Below are 16054 nucleotides of genomic sequence, written 5' to 3' on the forward strand. Positions count from 1 at the left end.
AATGGCAGCTCTACATATTAAACAAGGCTCGACCAGCCACTCCGCCTATGACCTACGTGACTATCATGCGGAAGTGATCGAGAAACATACGCTCGCAGTTCTGGTCGATAACGAAAGCGGCGTTCTCGCGCGTGTGATCGGCCTGTTCTCGGGCCGTGGCTACAACATCGAGAGCCTCACCGTGGCCGAAGTGAACCACGACAGCCACCTGTCGCGCATTACCATCGTGACCACGGGCACCCGCGACGTAATCGAACAGATCAAGGCCCAGCTTGGTCGCATCGTGCCCGTCCATGACGTCCATGACCTCACCGTCGAAGGCCCGTCGATTGAACGCGAATTGGCGCTGTTCAAGGTCGAGGGCACGGGCAATGACCGGATCGAAGCTCTGCGTCTGGCGGAGATCTTCCGCGCCAATGTGGTGGACAGCACGCTGAAAAGTTTTGTGTTCGAAATGACAGGGACATCCGAGAAGATCGACGCCTTTGCCGATCTGATGCGGCCCCTTGGCCTGATCGAGACGGCACGCACAGGCGTTGCGGCTCTCGGACGCGGAACAGACAACTAAACACCACGCACAACAAGTGCGTCACACGACCGACCAAAGCGGGCTTTGCAAGCAAGGCCCGCTTTCCATTTGCTCGACAGTGCGCCCACCCGCTTGGCTTAGGTCGGGGTCACGTCGCTTTTTGAGAAAATTTGCTGCACGGGTTGGGACATTTTACTGATGTGGGTGTATCCAATTACGTGACGCACCGCCATCATATCGCGCATGGTCGACCCGACCCGCTTGAAGGCGACAGGCTCAATCAGCCGCCCCCCCGCCACAAACCGCTGCGTCACGATTGAGTAGCCGTAAAACAAATTCGGATTGCCCATAAAGGCGTTTTCAAGAAACCCCATATCCCAGATCGGCATATTGCGCACGATTGCGAGAAACGAAAAACCGCCCGGATGCTGAAAGAAAACCCCGTTCATCCGCCGTTCCCGAATGGAGGTGGGTAGCCCCACACGTTCCGCAAGCGTCCGCGTTAAAACGCCGAACATCTGCATGGACCCATCCGGCTCTTGCCGCACAGACACCAAACTCACCACCAAATACTCAGGGTCCGTCGCGGACCGCCGCATCATCACATAGGCCCCCGGAACCAGCTTTTTGGCATCCACCTGCGCAATGCCCGCTTCCTCTATAGCGGCCCTAATACGCGAACCGCCCCCTGTATAGGTGACATCCCCGTTGGAAATATCGGCCAAGGGCTCCAACAGTATCCGTGCGTCTACTTTGAAAAAGGTACAAATTTGATGCAAAACATCGGGACGAGGAAAAGCCTCACCCGACAAATAGCGATTATATTGCGTTCGATTGATCCGCAAATCGCGGCATAGTTGCGCAATAGAGGGCGCCGACTTGCTCAATTCGCGCAGATTTGCCCCGAACACCGAGCGCAGATACGCAGGCTCCGATTGCGCAGAGGATCGCGAAGTATCCAGGTCTGATTGTGGCATGACGACGCAAGCCCCCCATTTTACGCCCGATCACTTGACGCCATTTAGCGTCAGCCCCATCGGCACCAAACAAAATTCACTTCCCTATTTCTAGTGCAAGCGCTGTGAAAGACAAGTTACAGTTGATATTTTCCCAAAGCCTTGACGCTATATAGCGTCATTTTACCTAGGGGAAAGATACATAATCACGTATTTAGTGACCCATTTCACCATGCAATGATGGTCGGGTTAGCGCTTTTTCAATAGGATGTGTAGTCGATGTATGGTGTTGTTCTTTGGTCGGACCCGCAAAAGCGGCAAGCGGTTGTGTGGTGTAGCGATCATGGGGATTTGGCATATGTTCAATCTCGTGACTGCATGGACGCCGAAGGCGACTTGCCCAAGGCAGGAACATCTTGCGTGATCGAATTTCACAACCAAAACGGCCTAAGGGTCTGCAAGAAGCTCACCCCTATGACAGGGGAAGCCCTGCCCGACCTACCGAACATCCTTCACAATGAGGCCAAGCCCCACACGGCAGACGCTCCAAAAGGAAATCCACCCCTGCCACGCAAAACCGCCCGCCCTGCGGCCAGCCACAAGCGCGTCGACACACGGTCCATCCCCGTCAACGCCGCCAATTGCGACAAAGCGATCATTCCCAAAAGCGGATAACGCTCTCGGAGACGACGCCCGCTAGACAAAAAACCAAAGCGCCTCCTCTTTGGACGGCGCTTTTCTCATGTCTGGCAACTCGATACATTTTCCAAAGAAATCAAAGTGGTGCGGGTGAAGGGACTCGAACCCCCACGCCAAAGGCGCCAGAACCTAAATCTGGTGCGTCTACCAATTCCGCCACACCCGCATCCGATTGGGCGACAAATACCGTGCGATGCGGCAAGGCACAAGATCAATTCCGCAGCTTTGCAAAATGACCTCTCGTCCGCTGGCCATCCCCCTGAAATGGAGTTGCATTTTCGCCAACCCACGTCAGAAAAATGCAATCGCCCTTCAAAAGCCTTTAGGCGTTAATGATTTATTAACCTAAGCTTGGAAAAAAAATGAGGCAGTAAAAAACGAGCGAGGACGACATGTCTGAAAAAGACACGCGTCGTGACCACGGGCGGACTCCGTCCGTAAGGTTGCGAATTTCCGATTTTCTACCCGATTTCACTGCAGGTCTGCCAAAGGGCACAACGATCATGACCTCCGACGGTGCACTCCCTGTCGAGTATCTCGAGCCAGGGGATCGCATTATCACGCGCTCTGGCATGAAGGTGCTTCGCAACATTGATACACCCGCACCGCATCTCTTTCAGCTAACGTTCGATCGTACTGAAGTGATTTATGCTGATGGCATTCAGGTCCAGAGCGACACGGGGAAAGTGTTCGCGAGCTGATGATCGGCACCGCGTAAACACAGGACCAACCTGACAGGAAATGAACCGCTCCGATGTATGTGCTACGGGGCGGTTTTGGCGTGCCTGTTAGAGACCAATCGCACGAAAGACCTTGGGCAGTTCCTCAGGCAAATCTTCGGCAACAAGCCCCGCACCAAAGGACCGTGCCGCCTCGACATGCAAATAGGTTGCGACTTCGACGATTTGGTGGATATGGCCGCCCGCCCTGCCATTGGCCATCAACCCCGTTATCATACCCGCAAGCACATCACCCGCCCCCGCGGTGCCAAGCCAGTCAGCGCGGCGATCATACAGAGCGGCGTGGATGGAGACCGTTCCGTCAGGCGAAGCGATAACCGTTGCCGGCCCCTTGAGCAAAATCGTGCAGCCCGCCCGCTTGGCGGCCTGCTGGACGGCCTCGACTTTGGACATTGGCGGGGTCGAGCAGTCTTGATGACGGTTGCGCTCCGCCAGATCGGGGAACAGCCGCGCGAACTCCCCCTCATGCGGCGTCAACACACAGGCCTCATGCAGCATCGCGAACAAGGCCTCGGGATCATCCCTAAACGCGGTCAGCGCATCGGCATCGAGAACGTAGCGGCGTTTGCCCTGAGGCAGATCAGACGCCGCAAGAGCCGCTGAGACGAGATCGCGCACATCCCGCTCGCGCCCTTGCCCCACGCCCAATCCTGGCCCTATGCAAAGCGCAGTGAGGCGGTCGTCCTCAAGCGTCTTGGTCAGCGCTGTCGCATCCCCGATTTCGCGCAGCATGATCGCGTTGAGTTGCGCGGCGTTCTCGGCCAAGGCCTCATGCGGCACACCAAGCGTGGCCAAGCCCGCGCCAACGCGCAATGCTGCCCGCGCCGCAAGCCGCGCCGCACCGCCATGCCCCGTGCCTCCGCCCAATATCAACGCATGACCACGGTCATATTTATGGCCGCCACGCAGGTGGCTGTAGGCGGTTTTCTTGAGCCATGCGGCCACATTGCTCCCTTGCGCCTCCGTGGCGGTACAGATCAGACGCACACGGCCATCACCCGCCAACTTACTTAAAGGCAACATATCCTCGACCGCGCGCCCTTCAGGCAGGCCAATATCCACGATGACAGGGCGGCACTCCCCCACCTCGGTCAGGTAATGGGCAGGCTTGGCGCGATGAAAGGTCACGCAGAGATCACAAGGCAGGATATAGGGCTGCACCTCCGCCTGCCACTGCGCGACCTGTTCCGCGTCCCCTACGGGACAGGGCGGCAAAAGCACCGCGCCACTGTCGGCATCCATACCTGACGGCACATCCACCGCGACAACACGCGTGTGGATTGTGGCCTCATCCGTGCGACGGGCGACAGCTTGAAATGACAGGGCACAATCGCGCGGGATGGGGCGCGACAGCCCCGTGCCAAACACCGCATCCACGAGCAACGCGGGCCGCTGTCCCTGCCCCGCCGCAGCGGGCGTCATGGCGCTGACCTCACCTATTTGCACCCAAAGATCGTGCATCTTACGTGCATCAGCGGGCAATCGGTCGGCATCGCCAAAGAGGAACACCTCGACCTCCCAACCGCGTTGCCTCAACAACCGCGCGACAACAAATCCGTCGCCACCATTATTGCCGGGACCGCATAAAACCACGGCGTGGTGGGACGTCTGTGCCAACTCGGGCCACTGTGCCAGAACCGCATCGACAACACCGCGCCCTGCCCGCTCCATAAGCGCCAATCCCGTTACCGCACCAGCGTCGATTGCGGCACGCTCAACGGCGCGCATTTGAGCAGAAGTGAGGAGATCCATTTTACAAACGCCTTAAAAGTTTTCAAACCGCCCATTAAGAATCCACTTTGCACAAATAATAGGCAAACAGAGGAAATCCAATGGTCGGCTCCGCTTGTCCAAAGCCTAGCCGATTGTAGCTGCATTTGAGAAGTGGTCTGACGGTCTGCGAACACTGATTAGGAGTCAAAGGTCCATGAAAAAGATCGAAGCGATCATCAAGCCTTTCAAACTCGACGAAGTGAAAGAAGCCCTCCAAGAGATTGGCGTACAGGGTCTTTCCGTAGTCGAAGTCAAAGGGTTCGGGCGCCAAAAAGGCCACACGGAACTTTACCGCGGTGCGGAATACGTCGTGGACTTCCTGCCAAAAGTTAAAATCGAAGTCGTTCTCTCGGACGACCAGGTTGATGGCGCCTGTGAGGCGATCATTGCAGCCGCCAAAACCGACAAAATCGGCGATGGCAAAATTTTCGTATCGCCCGTCGAACAGGCGATCCGCATCCGTACAGGCGAGTTTGGCGAAGACGCGCTTTAAGGAACTGGCACGCGGCGGTTTTCCGCTGCGCCATTCCACACACCTTCACACGAAACACTCATAACTAAAGGGACAAGGTCATCATGAGCATCAAGGACGTTCTCAAGACCATCAAAGACGAAGACGTACAATACGTCGACGTCCGTTTCACCGACCCACGCGGCAAGCTGCAGCACGTCACACTGCGCCACACCGAAGTGGACGAAGATTTCTTCGAAGACGGCTTCATGTTCGATGGCTCGTCCATCGCAGGCTGGAAGTCCATTGATCAATCAGACATGAAACTGATCCTTGATCCTGCCTCCGCCTACATCGACCCGTTCTACGCCGAGAAAACCCTCTGCGTGCACTGTTCGGTTGTCGAGCCTGACACGGGCGAAGCCTACGACCGCGACCCACGCGGCACGGCCGAAAAAGCCGAAGCCTACCTCAAATCCTCCGGCATCGGTGACGTATTCTACTGTGGTCCAGAGGCTGAATTCTTCCTCTTCGACGACGTGCGTTTCTCCGTTGAAATGAACAAAGTGTCCTACCAAGTGGACGCAATCGACGCGTCGTGGAACTCGGACACCGAGTATGAAATGGGCAACACGGGCCACCGTCCCGGCATCAAAGGCGGTTACTTCCCCGTCAACCCAATCGACGACGGCCAAGACATCCGCGGTGAAATGCTGACCACAATGGCCGACATGGGCATGAAGGTCGACAAACACCACCACGAAGTGGCCTCCTGCCAGCACGAGCTTGGCCTCATCTTTGGTTCGCTGACCAAACAGGCGGACGAGCTTCAGAAATACAAATACGTTGTGCACAACGTGGCACATGCCTACGGCAAAACCGCCACCTTCATGCCGAAGCCAATCGCAGGCGACAACGGCACAGGCATGCACGTGAACATGTCCATCTGGAAAGATGGCAAACCATTGTTCGCAGGCGACAAATACGCTGATCTCTCCGACGAAGCCCTGTGGTTCATCGGCGGCATCCTGAAACACGCGAAAGCACTCAACGCCTTCACCAACCCGTCGACAAACTCCTACAAGCGTTTGATCCCCGGGTTTGAAGCCCCCGTTCTGCGCGCCTATTCCGCGTCGAACCGTTCGGGTTGTGTGCGTATTCCATGGGCAGAATCCCCCAAGGCAAAACGCGTCGAGGCTCGTTTCCCCGACCCATCCGCCAACCCCTACCTGTGCTTCGCTGCCCTGCTGATGGCTGGCCTCGACGGCATCAAGAACAAGATCGATCCAGGCCCCGCATCGGACAAAGACCTCTACGATCTCCCCGCCGAAGAACTGGCTGGCATCCCAACGGTTTGCGCCTCGCTGCGTGAAGCCCTCGACGAGCTTGAAAAAGACATGGACTTCCTGCTTGCAGGCGACGTGTTCACCAAGGACCAGATCGAAGGCTACATGGATCTCAAATGGGACGAGGTCTACGCCTACGAGCACACACCTCACCCCATCGAGTACAAAATGTACTACTCCTGCTAATCAGCAGCAGTCAGACCAAAATGGAAAGGGCCGCGCATTTGCGTGGCCCTTTTTTGCGTGGGTGGAAAATATTCGGACCAGTCAAAAATAATCCCGCTCCGAGGGCTTCGGATCTAGCGCACTCATCGCGACAACGGCTTTAATAATCGCAGGTTGCCGCGCTTTGATTTGGCCGATCTGCTCCTTGCATTTTAGGGCGCACCTATCCAATCTGGATTAGCATCGGATCTGTCGGGTTCGATGTTATCGTAATCACAGTCTTCGAGAACAAGATCAGCGTTTTGGGCATTGCCGGATTTGCCTGCCTGATACTCTGCACGTTTCTTGTTAGCCTTGAAACTCCCAAAGAACAGGAAGAAAACAATGGTAGGTGAGACGAATTTAGACACACTCTTGGGCAGTATGGCAGCGGAACTTGTCGACGGTCTATATGTGTTTGCAACCGTTCCCGATGGTGTGGTTCCGACTGGAGTTCGCCCCAGAATGATGTTCCACGAAGCTGAAGGGATGACACTCATTTTGCTGAAAGAAGAGGCAGAAGAAAATGGGCTGGCTTACGAGTTCCCCTGCCACATGATCACTCTGAACATCCATTCATCGCTCGACGCAGTGGGGTTTCTGGCAAGGATTACAACGGCGCTCGCCAAACATGACATGGGGGTAAACCCTGTTTCAGGTTTTTTCCACGATCATCTTTTTGTACCCGATGGCAGAGAAATGGATGCGATCCGTGTGCTCGAACAGTTCACGACCAAACCCTGATCGTTCACATACCGCATGGGTCTCATTGCGCCCCTTAAAGCGAAACGCATCATCAGTCACTTCGGGCTCAAACGAGCCGCCTTTTCACACTACGCTCCAACGAAAAGGGCGCGCCTGACCAGTGCGCCCTTCTGACTTGTTTGCGTGGGTCGAGAAGCGGGTCGCAGGTGACGTCTGTGGACACCACGCGGCGCATCCCCTGCCCCTTCACCGCTCGGGATCAGACCATTTTGAATCAGGCACGTTGCGGCGTTGGAGGCGGAAGGCGAGGCCGAGGGCGACGCCGACACCGATGGCGACGGTGAGGTCTGCCACAACGGTCAGCAGCACCGTGAGGAACAACAGGAACACATCCGATTTACGCTCGGCAAGGTACCCGCGCCACTTATGTGGCTCGCTCATATTCCACGCGGTCAACAAAAGCAGCCCTGCCAAAGTGGGCAGCGGCATATAGCCCACGAGCGGAGCAGCCACCAACATCACCACCAAGATGGTCAGCGCATGGACCATCCCCGCCACGGGGGTCTTGCCCCCTGCCCGCACATTGGTGGCAGTCCGCGCGATGGCCCCTGTCGCGGGCATCCCACCAAAAAACGCGGAGCCTATATTGGCGGCACCTTGGGCGAGAAGTTCGGCATTGGGGCGGTGCTTACCCGCAATCATCCGGTCCGCGACCATCGCAGACAACAGCGATTCAACAGCAGCCAGAAAGGCGATGATCAGTGCTGACGGGAGAAGCTCGACCATACGGGACACGCTCATCTCGGGCAGCTCGGGCCACGGCAAGGTGTTGGGCAAATCGCCAAACCGCGAGTGGATCGTCTCGACGGGCAGATGCGCCACAGCGGCGATCACGGAAGTGATGGCAATCGCCACGATCAAACCGGGCAGTTTGGGCGCCGCACGGCGGAAAAAGACAATCAGAACCATCGTGGCCAATCCCACAAGGAATGACGCCAATGAGAAGCTGTCCTTGACGGACCAAAGCGCCTCGACCTTTTCAATGAATTCAGAGGGTTCATGAGCAAGGCTCAACCCGAACAGGTCTTTAAGCTGACTGGTTGCGATGATGATAGCGATCCCGATGGTAAAGCCGTTGATGACCGCTTCGGGAATGAGACGGATCAGGTTCCCCGCGCGGAAATACCCCGCAATGAGCAGGATCACCCCCGCCATGAGGGTCGCCAGAACCAAGCCATCATAGCCGTATTGCGCGACGACGCCAAAAACAACGACGATAAACGCCCCCGTCGGCCCCCCGATTTGCACACGGCTACCGCCCAAGAGCGAGACGAGAAAGCCCGCGACGATGGCGGTGACCAGACCTTTGGACGGGTCCGCCCCCGAGGCGATGGCAATCGCAAGGCTCAGCGGCAGGGCCACCATCGCAACGGTAATGCCTGCGAGGGTGTCTTGGAGAAATAGCCCGCGGGTATAGTCGGGCATGGTAGTGAGAATTTTGGGTTTCATGGTCGAAACTATTGCCTCGGTAATCCGTTGTCATGTTCAAAAACTACGCGCGGTCGGGACAGCAAGACGAATACGTCGCCCGCAAAGCCAACCACAGATGGGGTACAAAACACGACGCGCGGCGGAGAGGGTCAAGCACGAATGGCGGCGCTCATTGCAAAGGCCAAATGGCCCGCAGTGCGACCAGCGGTGTGCTTGCGGTCTCGGTCATCACAATTATGACCTGTCGCGCGTCCGTTGTAGGTCCTCGTTAACAGCTGTGCGCACAAGTCGCGTCAGGACATTTGGACGCATGGGGCAGCGCCCCCCCATTCCAGGCTCTCGCCTAAACCGAAAAGGGCGCCCCAAACGGGACGCCCTTCTCACATGACTTGTCGCAAGGGCTTAGCCGCGGGCTTTGCCAACGAACTTCCATGCAGCGGGCAGAACCATTGCAGCCAGTGCAAGTTTCAGCGCGTCACCGATGAGGAAGGGTGTCAGGCCCCATGCGAGGATTGGCTTGTCGACGCCGTAAAGAACAGCGAGCCAGATCAGGCCGGGAACGTAGATGATGGCGTTGCCGAGGAGCATAGCGCCCGCCATTTTCAGCGGCGAGCGATCCCAACCTGCACGTGCGGCCATGCCGAGCGCAACAGTTGCGAGAACGTAACCGACGAGGTAGCCGCCTGTGCCGCCCATCATGTAGGTAAGACCGTTTGCTTCGGCAGAGGAACCTGCGAACACGTCAAAGCCTGCGGCACCGACGAGCATGTAAAGCGCGATGGTGGCAAGGCCAAGGCGTGGACCGTAAGCAGCGCCCAAGGACAGCACAGCGAATGTGCCCATAGTGATCGGAACTGGCCACATTGGCACAGCAATTTTTGCGGAGATCGCAAGGATCATCACGCCAGCGACGACGAGCGCCACTTGTTTTGCCCGCAGCGCAGCGCCTTCGGTGGCGCCGAAAGCCTCGGCTAGAACTTTGTCAGTCATTGCAATCGCCATTGGATCGTTCCTTTCCCGCGTTGAATATCGTGTTGCGTTGTTTTTGCCCCATGCGTGCCTCAAGGGCAAGCTCATTGACGGCATCCCCGACCACTTTCGGGAAAATTCGCAAACTCAATGCAAAGCCAACCCTGCAATTTGCAAACCGTACAGCACGCCCCTCAAACCCCATGCGCAACTGCGCGCGAGAAGTGCGTCACCGACAGGTAATCCTTGCGCGGGCCGCGTACACGCCACTCGACCGTCCATGCAGTCAGCTCCCCCACACCAAAAGTATAGCGCACCTCATAACGGTCGGGCGGACAATCATGCTCGGCCTGTGCCTCCTCGCCCCGCGGGTCAAAGGCGTGAAAGAACCGCCCGTCGTCAAAGAACACGGCGATCTCATCGCCTTGGGCCTGCCATCGGTAGCGCCGCTCGGCCTTGAGCGCTGTTGAACTGCCCATGACCTGCAACGTGCCAACCTCGGTCTGTGTCAGCCCCGCGCCCTCTGCCACAAAATCGCACCGCCCTGTGAGGTGTGCATTCGGCCCGCCCGAAAAATCGGTAATCTCACGGGTGATGTCCCACGCGCCCTCAAAGTCGGATAGCCTTCGCATCACGCGCCCCTTCGCCTCTTTGGCGGGAAAATAGCCACGCCTACGCCCCACAGCAAGGGCCACTCTTGCCCTTTGCCCTCCCCCCGCGTAAAGACGCGAGCGAAATCCCTGCTCAAACGGAAAGGTCCGCCGATGATCCCCCGCTATGCCCGTAAAGAGATGGTCGACATCTGGGAACCCGCCACCAAATTCAAAATCTGGTACGAGATCGAGGCCCACGCCTGTGATGCGATGGCTGATCTTGGTGTGATCCCACGTGAAAACGCCGAAGCTGTATGGAAAGCCAAAGACGTCGAGTTCGACGTGGCCCGCATCGACGAAATCGAAGCCGTCACCAAACACGACGTCATCGCCTTCCTCACCCACCTCGCCGAACATGTCGGCTCCGAGGAAGCGCGTTTTGTCCACCAGGGCATGACCTCGTCGGATGTTCTGGACACTTGCTTCAACGTACAGCTTGTACGCGCCTCCGACATCCTGATCAAAGACGTGACCGCCCTGCTCGCCGCGCTCAAAAAACGCGCCCTTGAGCATAAGGACACCGTCCGCGTTGGCCGCTCGCACGGCATCCACGCCGAACCCACCACAATGGGCCTGACCTTTGCACGGTTCTACGCCGAAATGGATCGCAACCTCACGCGTCTCAAACAGGCCCGCGAAGAGATCGCGACGGGCGCCATCTCCGGTGCGGTTGGCACATTTGCCAATATCGACCCCCGCGTCGAAGAACATGTCTGTGCGCAACTGGGCCTCTCGCCCGAGCCGATCTCGACCCAAGTCATCCCGCGTGATCGTCACGCCATGTTCTTTGCCACGCTTGGTGTGATTGCCTCCTCGATTGAAAACGTCGCCATCGAGATCCGCCACATGCAGCGCACGGAAGTGCTTGAAGGCGCAGAGTTTTTCTCCATGGGCCAAAAAGGCTCTTCGGCCATGCCGCACAAGAAAAATCCTGTGCTGACCGAGAACCTCACGGGTCTGGCCCGCTTGGTCCGCATGTCTGTTATTCCCGCGATGGAAAACGTCGCCCTTTGGCACGAGCGCGATATTTCGCACTCGTCGGTCGAACGCGCCATTGGTCCCGACAGCACCGTGACCTTGGACTTTGCCCTCAACCGCCTGACCGGTGTAATCGACAAAATGTTGATTTTCCCCGACAACATGCTCGACAATATGAACAAATTCCCGGGCCTCGTGATGTCACAGCGTGTTCTGCTCGCCCTGACACAGGCAGGTGTGTCGCGCGAAGACGCCTATGCGATGGTGCAGCGCAACGCCTTGAAAGTTTGGGAAGATCGCGTCGATTTCCGCGAACAGCTTCTCGCCGATGAGGATGTGGTTAAGGCCCTTGGCGAAGATGCCATCAATGAAAAATTCGACATGGGCTACCACACCAAACATGTCGATACGATTTTCAAACGCGTGTTCGGCGAATAAACCGTTCAAACACAGCAAGAATTGCCCCCGCGCCCATCAGGATGCGGGGGCTTTTTTATGCTCAAAACGACAAGAAATCTCACCACAAGTAGCGAAGCGTTAAGGCTCTCGCGCTACACCAGTGCCCAACGAGTAGACAATGGTGAGCAAGACGCGTGGACGGGCTACCGCAAATTTCCGATGATATGGGCGACCTGCCTGCCCTGAGCGACCTGCCGGATATGGAGGGCGGTTCGGGCGACGGGGGCATTGACGGGATGGAATTTCCCTCAACCGTTTCGCGGATGCCAACGCCGATGTCGCGCAAGGCAAAGGCCGCAGTGATCGTGCGCATTCTTGCCTCGGAAAATGTCAAACTGTCCCTCGCCCACTTCCCCGAAAAAACGCAGGTCGAACTGGCCCGCCAGATGACCGATCTGCGCCATATCGACCGTAACACGATGGTTGCAGTGGTCGAGGAATTTCTTCAGGAACTCGAAGCCATTGGCGTCAGCTTTCCCGGTGGTCTTGAGGGGGCATTGAACCTGCTCGACGGGACCATTTCGCCCGACACTGCCGCCAAACTGCGCAAACAGGCGGGCTTCTCGCTGACAGGCGACCCGTGGGAACGCATCGCGGAAATTGACGCTGAACGCCTCTTGCCGATCTTGGAGACCGAAAGCGTCGAGGTCTGTGCCGTCATTCTCTCCAAACTCAAAGTGGCCAAGGCCGCTGCCCTTTTGTCAATGATCCCCGGAGATCGCGCCCGTCGCGTGGCCTACGCCATTTCCAAAACCGCCTCCGTCTCCCCCGGCGTGGTGCAACGCATCGGGATTTCGGTGGCCGGACAGCTCGACAGCCAACCGCCCAAGGCCTTTTCCGACGCCCCGACCGAACGGGTCGGCGCAATCCTCAATTTCTCCAATGCTTCCACCCGCGATGGCGTGCTCGAAGGTTTGGACGAACGCGACAAGGAATTCGCAGAGGAAGTGCGCAAGAACATCTTTACCTTCGCCAACATCGCCACCCGCGTCGATGCCCGCGACGTCTCCAAGATTACACGCGCCGTCGAACAAGAGATGCTGATCAAAGCGCTTGCCGGCGCAAAAGGTGACGCGGAGGCCTCACGCGATTTCATTTTGGGGAACATGTCCAAACGGATGGCCGACGGATTGCGCGAAGAGATGGACGCCCTCGGCGCAATCAAGGACACAGAAGCAGAAGAGGCCATGAACGCGGTGGTTAGCACGATAAGGGATCTGGAAACCGACGGCGACCTCATCCTTTTGACGGGCGACGATGAATAAGGGCACGCCCATCACTCAGGTGTGATCTTCCGTCCCCCGTGCCGTGCAAAATTGCGCCCCTTTGACCATATGGACAAACGAGAAGCGCGGGCCTACCGTCCCTGAATGATTTGGTTTTCCCGCCTCCCGGATGCCACCAAAGGCATCTTGTTTATGCTCGTCTCCGTGACGAGTTTCTCGCTTATGGATGCGGTTGCAAAGCTGCTCGGTCAGCGGATTGATGTCAGCCAAGTGCTATTTGCCCGCTACGGAGGGCAATTGATCATTGTCCTCGTTCTGTTCAGGAACAGCCTTCCACGGCTACTGCGCACGGACTATCCGCGCCTGCAATGGATACGCGGCATGTTCCAACTGGCCGCTGCCGCCTGCTTCTTCATCGCGCTCAAATCGGTAGGCCTGCCCGAGGCCACGGCCGTGGCGGATTTGGCCCCCGTAATGATCACCTTAGGCGCCGCCCTGATCCTCAAGGAACGCGTCGGTCCACGGCGTGCCTTTGGGATTGCCGCGGCCATGGTCGGCGCGCTGATCGTGATCCGCCCCACTGGCGCGGTCTTTACCCCTGCCTCCCTTTGGCCGCTCGGGTCTGCCCTGTGCCTTTCGGGCTACGCACTGGCAACGCGCTACATCGGCAAATCGGAGCCACCGCAAACTGCGTTGCTCTATTCCGGAATTTTCGGCACAGCCGTTATGGCCCTCATCATTCCGTTCCGCTGGGTTTCGCCTGACGGCACGGCATGGACTTTGATCGCCTTGATCGGCGTGATCGGCACCTTCGCGCAGCTGATGATGATCCAAGCCTATTCAAGCGGCGAAGCCTCAGCTGTCGCGCCGTTTTCCTATGCAGGATTGATCACAGCATCGCTTTGGAGTGTGCTGATTTTCGACGCATGGCCTGACACCTACACTGTCCTCGGCGCACTTGTGATCGTCTCGGCGGGCCTTTATGTGTGGCACCGCGAAACACAGGCCCCACGGCCGCCCCAAAGTTAAACTCAAAACGTCAGGCCAATCCCCCGATGAAGATCAAACGTGGCGACATAGAAGGATCGGGAACCGATTACCTTCAATACCTCGTGCTTCGTGCGTTGATCGGCATCGCCAAAACCTTGCCCTATACTCAGCGGCTCGGTTTTTTCGGGGCCGTCACCTCCCGTTTGATCGCGCCCTTTGCAGGCTATGACAAACGGGTCCGCAACAACCTCGCCCTTGTGATGCCCGACCTGACGGAGGCGGAGGTCAAACACCTGATGCGCGCCGTTCCCGCGAACGCGGGCCGCACGTTGGTCGAAGTTTTCTCGGGGCCAGAGTTCAAGGCTCGTGCCCGCAAGGCTGAGATCACGGGCGGGGGGCTTGCAGCCCTTGAGCAAGCCATGGCGGACAAACGCGGGGTGATTTTCGTCTCGGGTCATTTCGGCAATTACGATGTGCCCCGCGCCGTTCTCTCCGAACGCGACTTCCCCGTGGGGGCTGTCTACAAACCCTTCACCAATCCGTTTTTCGACGCCTATTACCGCAAGCTCATTGGCGCGATTTCACAGCCCATTATTCCGAGCAAAGACAGCGCCAGCCTCAAACATATGATCCGCTTTCTCAAAAAAGGCGGCATGATCGGCATGTTGACGGATGTGCATTTCGGCTCAGGTAAGGTGCTGAAATTCTTCGACAAACGCGCCAAAACCGCCCTGTCAGCGGCGGAAATGGCGCTAAAATACGATCTGTTGTTGGTGCCAACTTATGGCATCCGCCTTGATCAGCGCGGGACATATGAATTGGTGATTGAACCGCCCATCGAACACAGTGATCCCGTCACCATGATGCAAGAAATCAACGACAGTCTGGAACGGCAGGCCCGCGCCCGCCCAGAGCAGTATTTCTTTATCCACAACCGGTGGAAATCGGAAACAGCGAGGCGTTAAGACCCCGCGTTACTGCGCCAAAGCGGCAGCAACAATCGCTCCGGCGTCACGCGACTGAACCACGACGGCGGTCTGTTCCGGACCTGTCACAGGAACTTCGATCAGCAGCGGCGCCTTTCCATTCCAATCGGCCACGGGCATCCATTCGGTCACGATATTTGTGTAATCGACCACGCGCCCCGCATTCTCGCCACGACGGATTTCGACCCGCTCATGGGGATCGAAGCGTACGAGTTGCACGACCATATGCGGGGGCAACGCGCCTGTTGCCTGCGCCAGAATTTCGAGCATCCCGTCTCGTTTCATAACGCTGAGGGATATTGGGATTTGGGACAGTTGAGATTGCCGCCGCTTGATTTGATCAACCAGTTTCATCGGCTTGAACCCGACCACATGGTCGACGCCTTGCACAATCATTTGCGGCGTGTAGATCGACCGCTTCCCTGCGGCACGGGCATAGGCGCGTTGACGGTCGGTGAATTGAGCTTGGGCAAACACATCTTTCCATCCGATGTAATCCCAGTAATCCACATGTAGTGACAGCGGCAAAATACCATCGAGATCGGACAATTCAGCCATGAGCGCATCGGCGGGCGGACATGAGGAACAGCCCTGAGATGTGAACAGTTCAATCACCACAAGGGGGGGAGAGGGCTGTGCCGTCTCTTGCGCCTGAGCGCCCCCCGTCATGAGGGCTACCATCGCCAATCCAGTCAGAATCTGTCGCATCCAAGTCTCCCGTTTCCCTACCTGTTCTAGCCAAGCGCAGGCACACACGCCAATCAAGCATTTGCGAGAAGCTGTTACAATCACTTGGCGCGGCATTATGGAACGCAACGTTCCATAAAAAACGCGCGCCGTGAGGGAAACTCGGCGCGCGTACCTTGAACCGAAGCGGCCAAGTGGAATGAAAGCGTTTC

16 protein-coding genes and 1 tRNA gene are annotated in these 16054 nt (G+C 57.4%); 10 read left to right on the top strand and 7 right to left on the bottom strand.

The window, feature by feature from the left end:
- Window position 1: 1 nt before the first annotated feature.
- Window positions 2-568 (top strand): acetolactate synthase small subunit, encoded by a 567-nt coding sequence (ilvN, locus tag ACN0TS_RS01470; RefSeq protein WP_417257539.1) that lies wholly within the window; start codon window positions 2-4, stop codon window positions 566-568.
- A 98-nt stretch (window positions 569-666) separates the two neighbouring features.
- Here ilvN and ACN0TS_RS01475 read toward each other — a convergent pair whose 3' ends face one another.
- Window positions 667-1506 carry a hypothetical protein gene (locus ACN0TS_RS01475; RefSeq protein ID WP_417257540.1) on the bottom strand — a complete coding sequence of 280 codons (840 nt, stop codon included), beginning with the start codon at window positions 1504-1506 and terminating at the stop codon, window positions 667-669.
- 258 nt (window positions 1507-1764) lie between these two features.
- Here ACN0TS_RS01475 and ACN0TS_RS01480 point away from each other — a divergent pair, with 258 nt between their 5' ends.
- Window positions 1765-2160 (top strand): hypothetical protein, encoded by a 396-nt coding sequence (locus tag ACN0TS_RS01480; RefSeq protein ID WP_417257541.1) that lies wholly within the window; start codon window positions 1765-1767, stop codon window positions 2158-2160.
- A 106-nt stretch (window positions 2161-2266) separates the two neighbouring features.
- Here the strand turns inward: ACN0TS_RS01480 and ACN0TS_RS01485 are convergent.
- Window positions 2267-2350 (bottom strand) — tRNA-Leu (locus tag ACN0TS_RS01485).
- Window positions 2351-2576: 226 nt separating this feature from the next.
- Here ACN0TS_RS01485 and ACN0TS_RS01490 point away from each other — a divergent pair.
- On the top strand, window positions 2577-2885 hold the full coding sequence (locus tag ACN0TS_RS01490) for a hypothetical protein (protein WP_417257542.1): 309 nt from the start codon (window positions 2577-2579) through the stop codon (window positions 2883-2885).
- A gap of 87 nt (window positions 2886-2972) precedes the next feature.
- On the opposite strand, the gene ACN0TS_RS01495 is transcribed toward ACN0TS_RS01490, so the two are convergent.
- On the bottom strand, window positions 2973-4676 hold the full coding sequence (locus ACN0TS_RS01495; protein WP_417257543.1) for an NAD(P)H-hydrate dehydratase: 1704 nt from the start codon (window positions 4674-4676) through the stop codon (window positions 2973-2975).
- Window positions 4677-4851: 175 nt separating this feature from the next.
- Here ACN0TS_RS01495 and ACN0TS_RS01500 point away from each other — a divergent pair, with 175 nt between their 5' ends.
- The 3 genes from ACN0TS_RS01500 to ACN0TS_RS01510 all read left to right on the top strand — a co-directional run bounded on the left by ACN0TS_RS01500 (window position 4852) and on the right by ACN0TS_RS01510 (window position 7442).
- Window positions 4852-5190: a P-II family nitrogen regulator gene (locus ACN0TS_RS01500; protein WP_417257544.1), complete on the top strand. Its 339-nt coding sequence runs from the start codon at window positions 4852-4854 to the stop codon at window positions 5188-5190.
- Window positions 5191-5273: 83 nt separating this feature from the next.
- On the top strand, window positions 5274-6680 hold the full coding sequence (gene glnA / locus ACN0TS_RS01505; protein ID WP_417257545.1) for a type I glutamate--ammonia ligase: 1407 nt from the start codon (window positions 5274-5276) through the stop codon (window positions 6678-6680).
- 363 nt (window positions 6681-7043) lie between these two features.
- On the top strand, window positions 7044-7442 hold the full coding sequence (locus ACN0TS_RS01510; RefSeq protein ID WP_417257546.1) for an ACT domain-containing protein: 399 nt from the start codon (window positions 7044-7046) through the stop codon (window positions 7440-7442).
- A 207-nt stretch (window positions 7443-7649) separates the two neighbouring features.
- Here the strand turns inward: ACN0TS_RS01510 and ACN0TS_RS01515 are convergent, their stop codons facing one another.
- From ACN0TS_RS01515 to ACN0TS_RS01525, 3 genes are all read right to left on the bottom strand, one after another.
- Window positions 7650-8912, bottom strand: a complete 1263-nt coding sequence (locus ACN0TS_RS01515) for a SulP family inorganic anion transporter (RefSeq protein WP_417257547.1) — start codon at window positions 8910-8912, stop codon at window positions 7650-7652.
- A 384-nt stretch (window positions 8913-9296) separates the two neighbouring features.
- A complete protein-coding gene (locus ACN0TS_RS01520) occupies window positions 9297-9896 on the bottom strand; it encodes a biotin transporter BioY (RefSeq protein WP_417257548.1) in 600 nt (199 codons plus the stop codon).
- Between the two features lie 161 nt (window positions 9897-10057).
- Window positions 10058-10495, bottom strand: a complete 438-nt coding sequence (locus ACN0TS_RS01525; protein ID WP_417257549.1) for a DUF6314 family protein — start codon at window positions 10493-10495, stop codon at window positions 10058-10060.
- A gap of 132 nt (window positions 10496-10627) precedes the next feature.
- Here ACN0TS_RS01525 and purB point away from each other — a divergent pair, with 132 nt between their 5' ends.
- From purB to ACN0TS_RS01545, 4 genes are all read left to right on the top strand, one after another.
- Window positions 10628-11932, top strand: coding sequence for an adenylosuccinate lyase (purB, locus tag ACN0TS_RS01530; RefSeq protein WP_417257550.1), 1305 nt, complete (start codon window positions 10628-10630; stop codon window positions 11930-11932).
- Between the two features lie 155 nt (window positions 11933-12087).
- Window positions 12088-13218 (top strand): flagellar motor switch protein FliG, encoded by a 1131-nt coding sequence (locus tag ACN0TS_RS01535; protein ID WP_417257551.1) that lies wholly within the window; start codon window positions 12088-12090, stop codon window positions 13216-13218.
- 105 nt (window positions 13219-13323) lie between these two features.
- A complete protein-coding gene (locus ACN0TS_RS01540) occupies window positions 13324-14208 on the top strand; it encodes a DMT family transporter (protein ID WP_417257552.1) in 885 nt (294 codons plus the stop codon).
- Between the two features lie 26 nt (window positions 14209-14234).
- Window positions 14235-15134, top strand: coding sequence for a lysophospholipid acyltransferase family protein (locus ACN0TS_RS01545; protein WP_417257553.1), 900 nt, complete (start codon window positions 14235-14237; stop codon window positions 15132-15134).
- A 9-nt stretch (window positions 15135-15143) separates the two neighbouring features.
- Here ACN0TS_RS01545 and ACN0TS_RS01550 read toward each other — a convergent pair whose 3' ends face one another.
- Window positions 15144-15863: a DUF1223 domain-containing protein gene (locus ACN0TS_RS01550; RefSeq protein ID WP_417257554.1), complete on the bottom strand. Its 720-nt coding sequence runs from the start codon at window positions 15861-15863 to the stop codon at window positions 15144-15146.
- Between the last annotated feature and the right edge of the window lie 191 nt (window positions 15864-16054).

This window comes from Celeribacter sp., from assembly GCF_048266405.1.
Lineage (GTDB): Bacteria > Pseudomonadota > Alphaproteobacteria > Rhodobacterales > Rhodobacteraceae > Celeribacter.

What these genes read in the sequence shown, in the direction of transcription:
- ilvN (WP_417257539.1), top strand. Translation starts at nt 2, where the DNA reads ATGGCAGCTCTACATATTAAACAAGGCTCGACCAGCCACTCCGCCTAT.
- ACN0TS_RS01540 (WP_417257552.1), top strand. Translation starts at nt 13,324, where the DNA reads ATGATTTGGTTTTCCCGCCTCCCGGATGCCACCAAAGGCATCTTGTTT.
- ACN0TS_RS01480 (WP_417257541.1), top strand. Translation starts at nt 1,765, where the DNA reads ATGTATGGTGTTGTTCTTTGGTCGGACCCGCAAAAGCGGCAAGCGGTT.
- ACN0TS_RS01515 (WP_417257547.1), bottom strand. Translation starts at nt 8,912, where the DNA reads ATGAAACCCAAAATTCTCACTACCATGCCCGACTATACCCGCGGGCTA.
- ACN0TS_RS01490 (WP_417257542.1), top strand. Translation starts at nt 2,577, where the DNA reads ATGTCTGAAAAAGACACGCGTCGTGACCACGGGCGGACTCCGTCCGTA.
- ACN0TS_RS01545 (WP_417257553.1), top strand. Translation starts at nt 14,235, where the DNA reads ATGAAGATCAAACGTGGCGACATAGAAGGATCGGGAACCGATTACCTT.
- ACN0TS_RS01550 (WP_417257554.1), bottom strand. Translation starts at nt 15,863, where the DNA reads ATGCGACAGATTCTGACTGGATTGGCGATGGTAGCCCTCATGACGGGG.
- ACN0TS_RS01475 (WP_417257540.1), bottom strand. Translation starts at nt 1,506, where the DNA reads ATGCCACAATCAGACCTGGATACTTCGCGATCCTCTGCGCAATCGGAG.
- ACN0TS_RS01495 (WP_417257543.1), bottom strand. Translation starts at nt 4,676, where the DNA reads ATGGATCTCCTCACTTCTGCTCAAATGCGCGCCGTTGAGCGTGCCGCA.
- ACN0TS_RS01500 (WP_417257544.1), top strand. Translation starts at nt 4,852, where the DNA reads ATGAAAAAGATCGAAGCGATCATCAAGCCTTTCAAACTCGACGAAGTG.
- purB (WP_417257550.1), top strand. Translation starts at nt 10,628, where the DNA reads ATGATCCCCCGCTATGCCCGTAAAGAGATGGTCGACATCTGGGAACCC.
- glnA (WP_417257545.1), top strand. Translation starts at nt 5,274, where the DNA reads ATGAGCATCAAGGACGTTCTCAAGACCATCAAAGACGAAGACGTACAA.
- ACN0TS_RS01520 (WP_417257548.1), bottom strand. Translation starts at nt 9,896, where the DNA reads ATGGCGATTGCAATGACTGACAAAGTTCTAGCCGAGGCTTTCGGCGCC.
- ACN0TS_RS01525 (WP_417257549.1), bottom strand. Translation starts at nt 10,495, where the DNA reads ATGCGAAGGCTATCCGACTTTGAGGGCGCGTGGGACATCACCCGTGAG.
- ACN0TS_RS01510 (WP_417257546.1), top strand. Translation starts at nt 7,044, where the DNA reads ATGGTAGGTGAGACGAATTTAGACACACTCTTGGGCAGTATGGCAGCG.